Genomic DNA, 8,076 nt, shown 5'->3' on the forward strand with positions numbered 1-8,076 from the left:
ATGATAGACATACTGATTTTACTGCTCTATGAACAATTGCTTTGAGTCTAATGACTGCGCAGCTCCTCAAGGTAATCTGCCCAGGCCTGCATCATCTTGCGGCGCTCAGGAAGGTGCTGGGCGAAGTTATAGCTGGCGCGGACTTTGTTCCTGTCTCCGTGTGCGAGCTGCCGCTCCACAACGTCAGAAAGCCAGCCCTGTTCATGCAGAATCGTGCTCGCCATGCTTCTAAAGCCATGGCCCGTCATTTCCCCCTTCTCGTAACCCATGCGGCGCAGAGCGGCGAGAACGGCGTTTTCGCTCATCGGTCGGTCAGCGGACCTGGCTCCAGGGAACACATAGCGCCCGCCACCTGTGAGCGGCTGTAGCTCATGGAGCACTTCAAGCGCTTGCCGTGAGAGGGGGACTATATGCTTCTCGCGCATCTTCATGCGAGCGGCGGGGATGCGCCACTCTTCGGCCTCAAGGTCGATCTCGGTCCACTCGGCGTGGCGGAGCTCGCCAGGGCGGACGAAGGTGAGGGGGGCGAGCTGCAAGGCGCAACGGGTCACAGGGGAGCCTTGGTAGCCGTCAATGGCCCGCAGCAGCTCGCCTATCTCCTTTGGCTCGTGGATGCTGGCGAAATGGCGCTTCTTGGGAGGGGCGATTGCGCCGCGCAGGTCTGCGGCTATGTCGCGTTCTGCCCGTCCGGTTGCCAGGGCATAGCGGAATATCTCCCCGCATTTCTGCAGGTCACGGCGGGCGGTTTCAACTGCTCCACGGCTCTCGATGCGGCGGATGACCGCAAGGAGTTCAGGCGGAGTGATCTCGCGAATCGGGCGCGCCCCGATGTAGGGGAAGATGTCCTTCTGAAGGCGCTCTATGACAGTCTTCGCGGTGTTGTCCGCCCAGGTATGCCGGAACTTCTTGTGCCACTCCTCGGCAATGAGTTGGAAGGTTTCACCCGTTGCCCGCTCGACGGCCTTCAGAGCCTGCTTCTCAACGGCAGGGTCAACGCCTTTTTTCAACTCCGTTTGAAGCCTGTCGCGTTCGAGCCGAGCGGCCCGGAGTGATACCTTCGGGTATACCCCAAGTGAGGTGCGCCTTTCGACGCCACCGACGCGGTACTTCCAGCGCCAGAGCTTGGAGCCGTTGGGCATTACCAGCAGAAACAAACCTTCGCTGTCGTAAAGGGTGTACTGCTTCTCTTTGGGAGCGGCGTTCTTAACGGCGGGGTCTGTCAGCTTCATTGGTATCACTTCCGGGCTTGTGGTGGTATCACGGGGCCGTGATACCAAGAGTGATACCAAGAAAATTGTGGCTGTCAATGGACGTGAGTAGACCGCCCTGGACGTTGATCTGGGCTGATTCCTGCGGTTTTATTAACTTTTCGGACTTGTTTGGACTTGGCTGGATTTTTGACTGGCGGAGAGGGTGGGATTCGAACCCACGTACGGATTATTAGTCCGTAACCCGATTTCGAGTCGGGCGCGGTACGGCCACTTCGCTACCTCTCCGCGCGTGATGAGGGCGGGCGTGATGCCGTTTCGAGAGGGCGTGTATACATTGTGGGAGGCCTGCTGGCAAGAGGGCGATGGGCCCCGGCCTCAGCGCTCCAGATCTTCCCAGTTCATCTGCTTGTCCCAGGCCACCTTGCCCTGGCTCTTCTTCATCTTGCGCAGCAGGATGTACAGCGCCCCGGCGCCGCCGTCCCGGGGCTGGGCCGTGCAGAAGGCCAGGGTGATGCGCCTGAGCGGCTCGCGCGTCAGCCAGGTCTGCACCTCCTGGCGCAGGATGCTCAGGCCTTTTGGCGAGTTTTTGCCCCGGCCGGTGATGACCAGCACCATGCGCCGCCCGGCCAGGTAGCTCTCGCGCATGAAGAAGAGCAGCGAATCCAGCGCCTGGTCCGCGTTCTGGCCGTGCAGGTCCAGGTGCCCCTCCGCGGAAAGCCGCCCGGCCTTGAGCTGCTGGAAGATCTTGGAATCCAGCCCGCGCACGAAGCCGTGCATGTACTCGTCCGTAAGCTCCAGCTCGAAGTCGACGTTGCCCTGCATGGCCTGGCGCATGAGCTTGGCCTCGGGGTCGCTTCCATCGTCCTCCGGCTCCTGTGCGGGCGGCGGCGGGGGCTGAATCTGCCTGCCTGCGCCGCTGATCTGCTCCACGCCCTGCATGGCCCGGAAGAACAGGGACTCGTCCACCCCTTCCTCCACGGGATCCTGCACGGCCACGGCCTTGGCGGCCTGGGGCCTGCCCGGGGCCACCTTGCCCTTCTTGCCTTCGCGCAGGGCGGCCTTGGCCTGCTGCAGCAGGCTGGGCTTGGCGTCCTTCATCTTAAGTTCTTTCAGTGCATCCAGAGAGTTGAGCTTCTTTGTCATGGCGTGCCTCGCATGGCTGCCAGCCTACACCAAAGCGCGGCCGGAGCAAAGCGCGGGAGCAGGCACCACGGCGTGCCCGGCTGGACTTCGACCGCCAAACTCGGTAGGAAACCGCTCTCAAGCCCGCCGGACCCCCTGCCTGGGGGCCGAAATTCAGGCGGGGCAAAGCGAGGCCTTCATGCTCAAGATCGAGGATTTGCGCGTCAGCATCGGCGACAAGGAAGTGCTGCGCGGCATCAATCTGCACATCCGCGAGGGCGAGACCTTCATCCTCTTCGGCCCCAACGGCTCCGGCAAGACGTCGCTGCTCATGACCCTCATGGGCTTCTCCGGCTACAACGTCACCGGCGGGCGCATCCTGTTCCGCGGAACCGACATCACCCACCTGCCCATGTACGAGCGCGCGCGCCTGGGCATCGGCATGAGCTTCCAGCGTCCGCCCACCATCCACGGCCTGAAGACGCGCCACCTGGTGCAGATGTGCGCGCGCGGCCGCGAGATCGACCCCGAGGCCATGGCCGCCAAGGTCAACTTCACGGAGTTCCTGGAGCGCGACATCAACGCCGGCTTCTCCGGCGGCGAGATCAAGCGCTCGGAGCTGCTGCAGCTCATGGCCCAGAAGCCCAGCTTCGTGCTCTTCGACGAGCCGGAAAGCGGCGTGGACCTGGAGAACATGCAGCTCATCGGCAAAGTGGTGCGCCGCCTGCTGGACGGCGAGGTGGACCTGCCCCCGGGCATGTGCGCCAAGCCGCTGAAGTGCAAGGTGCGCACAAGCGGGCTCATCATCACCCACACGGGCTACATCCTGGACTACATCAACGCCGACCGCGGCCAGGTGCTCTACCAGGGCCACCTGTGCTGCGAGGCGCGCCCCCGCGACATCCTGGAGCACATCCGCAGCTACGGCTACCAGGAATGCATCAAGTGCCTGAACGAGCCTACCCCGAATGGCGGCCTGAACGTGCTGACCCCGCTCTAGGCCCTGGGAGACGAGAATGAAAGAAGTCAAACTGACCGACTACGCCTTCAAGGGCATCGAGCACGGCGAGATCGCCGACCTGCGCACCCTGGACGAAAGCGACAAGAACCGCATCCTGTATGCGGGCGTGGACGTGGAGTCCGACGCGGCCAGCGCCGTGTTCATGCACATGGACCAGAGCACCGTGCACTGCGAGAGCCGCGATCCCGGCCTGGAGCTGCTGGACATCAAGGCGGCCATGAAGCGCTACGACGGCCTGCCGGAATACGCCTGGAAGCTCGTCCCGGCCGACAAGGACGAGTTCACGCGGAACGTGGCCGAGAACGTCCACGGCGGCTACTTCATCCGCACCAAACCGGGCGCCAAGATCGCCAAGCCCGTGCAGTCGTGCCTGTTCTTGAAGGCCGAAAAGGCCGGGCAGAACGTGCACAACATCGTGGTGGTGGAGGAAGGCAGCGAACTGCACATCCTCACCGGCTGTTCCACGGCCCACAGCACCACCAGCGCCGCGCACCTGGGCATCACCGAATATTACGTGAAAAAGGGCGGCAAGCTCACCTTCACCATGATCCACAACTGGGGCCAGAACGCCTCGGTGCGTCCGCGTTCCGTCGGCGTGGTGGAGGAGGGCGGCGTGTTCCAAAGCAACTACGTGCTGCTGAATCCGGTGGGCACGTTGCAGATGTACCCGGCCATCCACCTGAACGGGCGCGGGGCCATCGCCCGCTTCAACTCGGTCATCGTGACGCCGGAAGGCTCCCACGCCGACTGCGGCAACCGCGTCATCATGAACGCGCCGGACACGCGCTGCGAGATCATCAGCCGCGCCATCACCACCGGCGGCGTGAACATCGCGCGCGGGCACATCGCGGGCAACGCCGTGCCCTGCCGGGGCCACCTGGAGTGCAAGGGCCTCATCCTGGGCGGCGGGCAGATGCTGGCCGTGCCGGAACTGGACGCCACGGTGGAGGGAGTGGACCTCTCGCACGAGGCCGCCGTGGGCAAGATCGCCCAGGACGAGATCGAGTACCTGATGGCGCGCGGCATGGACGAGGCGGAAGCCACCTCGACCATCGTGCGCGGCTTCCTGAACGTGGACATCATGGGCCTTGAGGGCCCGCTGGCCAAGGCCATCCAGGAGCAGGTGGAGCACATCGACGCCAACGCCATGTAGGGCAGGCGCTTCCCAAAACGCTTCGCGCCCCCGCCGGTCCTCTCAGGGCTGGCGGGGGCGCTTTGCTTTCATCGACGCGAGTCGCCATACCAGTCGTCGTCCCCGCTCTTTGCGCCAAGGGGGGGCGGTGAAGCGGACCCATACAGGACCAGGGAGTCCCGTTGGGCAGAGTCCGAATTAGCTGCTTCCCTTGTTACACGTTGGGCACTGGCGTGTTTTTCGAGTAAAATGAACCCCAAACGCGATAAGAGGCGACGAGAAAAGAAGAGCTGTCAGCAGGGCGCCCAGCAACTCTTCTGTAACCAGGGACACCCCAAAAATGCCAATCCCAAAGGTAATGAGAAAGAGCCCATGCCTGTTCCAAGTTTTGGAATGCCACGTTCCACATATAGGGCACTGTACATTGTCCATGTTTGCACGCTGCGGGGCATGGAGGAACCTCAACGCCCCGCCAGTTCTCATTGTTATAATCTGCGCCACCACTCTTCAAGCGCTTTACGCTGTTCCAGCGATTCCCCTTCTTGAGGTGGCGAATCACCTGAACCGCTTGAGTCAGTATTTGTACGCCAGATTTCTTTCACTGTCCCTTTGAGCAAACCAGTGGGAAAGCCCATAAGTCCGCCGACAAGCGCGCCCAAAGGTATGCCAACCCCTGTTGGAGAGCCGACGGCGGCACCACCTATTGCCCCAGTGGCCGCCCCCTTCGCGCCCTCCGCAACAATCCTTTTGCCCTTCGCGCCTGCATCTTCATCATCCAACCCCCACGCATCCACCCGGTTGACCGGATCATCAACGCAGTAGCCGTACCAGTCAGAATCCCCGCCTTTTGCGCCCATGGGGTCGAGCGTGGTGAAGCGGCCGGTGTCCGCGTCGTAGTCGCGCCAGACGAAGCGCGTCAGGCCTGTGTCGGCGTCGTACAGCCCGCCCGCGAAGCCCAGCGGCAGGCGCACCGCGTGTCCGCGCGTTTCCAGCAGATTCCCGAAGGCATCGTACCGCATCGCCTGTACAACGTTTCCGTCCAAACCCGCAAGGGCCAGCGGCGTGCCCAGGTGGTCGGAAACAATGAGGTATGATGCGCTGCCGTTGGTTACGCCAACGGGCGTGCGCCGGGTTGACTTGCGGCAGCCCTGGCAAGGGGCTCTGCCCCTTGACCCCGCCAGGGGGTATGCACCCCCTGGACCCGCAAAGTGAAGATGGCGGCGGCAGGGGTGTCCCCGGGCGGAAAACCTACGGTGTACCCATTTTGCCCTCGCCCGCTTGACTTAAGTCAAGTCGTTCGGCAGAGAATAGGGTAAGTACAAAATTGTATGGTGCCCGCAGCTTGGGTGGTTTGCGCGGGGGCCATGCGGTGTTGGCCCGCCAGGGGTGGCGGGCGTCACGTCTCACATGAAGGCGGTGGGTGGATGAGTGATGAGAAACCTGGAAGACTGAAGTACCTTCTGCTTGGGGGCGCAGTGGCCCTGGCGGTGGCGCTCTTCGTCATGTTGGGGCCGCCCCAGCTGTTGGCCAAGAGCGAGACGCCGGATTTCTGCGCGTCCTGCCACATCCATGAGTCGCACTACGAGGCCTGGTTCCACCAGGGGGCGCACCGCAGGAAAGCCTGCGTGGACTGCCACTTGCCCAACGACAACGTGGCCACGCACTATGCCTGGAAGTCCATCGACGGCATGAAGGACCTGGTGCTGTTCCACGCGGGGCAGGTGCCGGACGACATCCGCATCACCGAGCATGGCCGCAAGGTGGTGCAGTCCAACTGCATCCGCTGCCACGAGTCCACGGTGGAGATGATCAACCAGGAGCGCAACTGCACGGACTGCCATAGGCGCATCATGCACAAGCGCAGCGGCGCCATTGAGACCTACTAGGCCGCAGCGCGGCGCGACACGAACGAGAAATTTCTCCGTTGCAGGGGAACAACGCTTTTTACGGAGGTGGAAGTGATGGCGAAGAAAAAGAGAACCCTGTTCATCGTCGGCGTGGCCCTGGCCCTGGCGTACCTGATCATCCCCTACGGCTGCGCGCCGAGCAAGCCGGAGATGGTCAAGACCGTGCAGATCCCCGACGGCGAGATCGACCCCGAACTGTGGGGCAAGGCCTACCCGGAAGAATTTGAGACCTGGAAGAAGACCAACGATCCCGAGCCTGCCGGAAAGAGCAAGTACAAGCGCGGCATGGACGCCGACCACCTGACCTACGACAAACTGGCCGAGTATCCGTACATGGCCGTCTTGTTCAACGGCTGGGGCTTCGGCGTGGAGTACAACGAACCCCGCGGCCATTCCAAGATGATCCGCGACCAGCTCGAGATCGACGCCAGCCGCCTGAAGGCCGGCGGTGTGTGTCTCTCCTGCAAGACGCCGTACTCCGTGCAGTTGCAGAAGCAGCTGGGCGAGGACTACTACTCCAAGCCCTACAAGGAAATTCTGGCCATGATCCCGGAGAAGAACCGGGAACTCGGCGTGGCCTGCATCGACTGCCACGACAACAAGGACATGGGCCTCAAGATCTCCCGCGGCTACACCCTGGGCGCGGCGCTCGACGCCATGAAGGTTGACCAGAAGAACCTCACCCGCCAGGAAAAGCGCTCCGCCGTGTGCGCGCAGTGCCACGTCACCTACAACATCCCCAAGAACAAGGAGATGAAGTCCGTCGGCCTGTTCTTCCCCTGGCAGGGCAGCAAGTGGGGCGCCATCACCATCGAGAACATCATCAAGGTCATCCGCTCCGACGACTCCTACCGCGAGTGGAAGCAGAACGTCACCGGCTTCAAGATGGGCTTCATCCGCCATCCTGAGTTCGAGCTGTTCAGCAACAACAGCGTGCACTGGAAGGCCGGAGCCTCCTGCGCGGACTGCCACATGCCCTACACCAAGGTCGGCGTGAAGAAGATCAGCGACCACCGCGTGATGAGCCCGCTCAAGAACGACATGAAGGCCTGCATGCAGTGCCACACCGAGACGGCCGCTTGGCTCAAGGAGCAGGTCACGGCCATTCAGGACCGCACCGTTTCCTTGCAGATCCGCGCTGGCAACGCCACCGCCGGCTTGGCCAAGCTGTTTGAGACCACGCACAAGGCCCAGGCCGAGGGCAAGGTCATCGACAAGGCGCTGTACGACAAGGCGCGCGACTACTACGAGGAAGCCTTCTACCGCTCGCTGTTCATCGGCGCGGAGAACTCCATCGGCTTCCACAACCCCACCGAAGCCATGCGCGTGCTGGGCGACAGTCTTGCCTTCGCCAGCAAGGCCGAGGGCTACCTGCGCCAGGCGCTGGCCAAGGCCGGTGTTGACGTGCCGCTGAAGATCGATCTTGAGATCGCCAAGTACCTCGACAACCGCGGCGACAAGAAGATCAAGTGGGACAAGGCCGTGGAGTTCAAGGACCCCTTCGGCGTGCAGGACCACTTCTAGACTGACCCGTTCAGACCAAGGCTAAACGAAGGCCCGTCGCGCAAGCGGCGGGCCTTTTTTGTTCTAGACGGTGATGTTGTTTTGCATATATTGTAGCCTTTTGTGGAGCGCTTCTGGCGGTTTTGAAAGGTGAGTTCAGGAATTGATCGGTAGGGGCAG

Annotated in this window: 7 protein-coding genes and 1 tRNA gene; 4 read left to right on the top strand and 4 right to left on the bottom strand. The window is 62.5% G+C overall.

What is annotated here, in order from left to right; genetic code table 11:
- Positions 1-47: 47 nt before the first annotated feature.
- The 3 genes from VN419_RS06550 to VN419_RS06560 form a co-directional block, all read right to left on the bottom strand.
- Positions 48-1,229 carry a tyrosine-type recombinase/integrase gene (locus VN419_RS06550; protein ID WP_325645704.1) on the bottom strand — a complete coding sequence of 394 codons (1,182 nt, stop codon included), beginning with the start codon at positions 1,227-1,229 and terminating at the stop codon, positions 48-50.
- Between the two features lie 173 nt (positions 1,230-1,402).
- Positions 1,403-1,496, bottom strand: a tRNA-Ser gene (locus tag VN419_RS06555).
- Positions 1,497-1,586: 90 nt separating this feature from the next.
- Positions 1,587-2,354 carry a Smr/MutS family protein gene (locus tag VN419_RS06560; protein WP_325645706.1) on the bottom strand — a complete coding sequence of 256 codons (768 nt, stop codon included), beginning with the start codon at positions 2,352-2,354 and terminating at the stop codon, positions 1,587-1,589.
- Between the two features lie 178 nt (positions 2,355-2,532).
- Between VN419_RS06560 and VN419_RS06565 the strand changes: the two genes are divergently transcribed.
- Positions 2,533-3,333 (top strand): ABC transporter ATP-binding protein, encoded by an 801-nt coding sequence (locus VN419_RS06565; protein ID WP_325645708.1) that lies wholly within the window; start codon positions 2,533-2,535, stop codon positions 3,331-3,333.
- Between the two features lie 16 nt (positions 3,334-3,349).
- Positions 3,350-4,507 (top strand): SufD family Fe-S cluster assembly protein, encoded by a 1,158-nt coding sequence (locus tag VN419_RS06570; protein WP_325645711.1) that lies wholly within the window; start codon positions 3,350-3,352, stop codon positions 4,505-4,507.
- Positions 4,508-4,971: 464 nt separating this feature from the next.
- Here the strand turns inward: VN419_RS06570 and VN419_RS06575 are convergent, their stop codons facing one another.
- Positions 4,972-5,505, bottom strand: coding sequence for an RHS repeat-associated core domain-containing protein (locus tag VN419_RS06575; RefSeq protein WP_325645713.1), 534 nt, complete (start codon positions 5,503-5,505; stop codon positions 4,972-4,974).
- Positions 5,506-5,910: 405 nt separating this feature from the next.
- On the opposite strand from VN419_RS06575, the gene nrfH reads away from it, so the two are divergent.
- On the top strand, positions 5,911-6,372 hold the full coding sequence (nrfH, locus tag VN419_RS06580) for a cytochrome c nitrite reductase small subunit (RefSeq protein ID WP_325645715.1): 462 nt from the start codon (positions 5,911-5,913) through the stop codon (positions 6,370-6,372).
- Between the two features lie 75 nt (positions 6,373-6,447).
- Complete coding sequence (locus VN419_RS06585) at positions 6,448-7,917, top strand: ammonia-forming cytochrome c nitrite reductase subunit c552 (RefSeq protein ID WP_325645717.1); 1,470 nt, start codon at positions 6,448-6,450, stop codon at positions 7,915-7,917.
- The last annotated feature ends 159 nt before the right edge of the window (positions 7,918-8,076 follow it).

This window comes from Humidesulfovibrio sp. (genome assembly GCF_035560995.1).
Taxonomy (GTDB): domain Bacteria; phylum Desulfobacterota; class Desulfovibrionia; order Desulfovibrionales; family Desulfovibrionaceae; genus Humidesulfovibrio.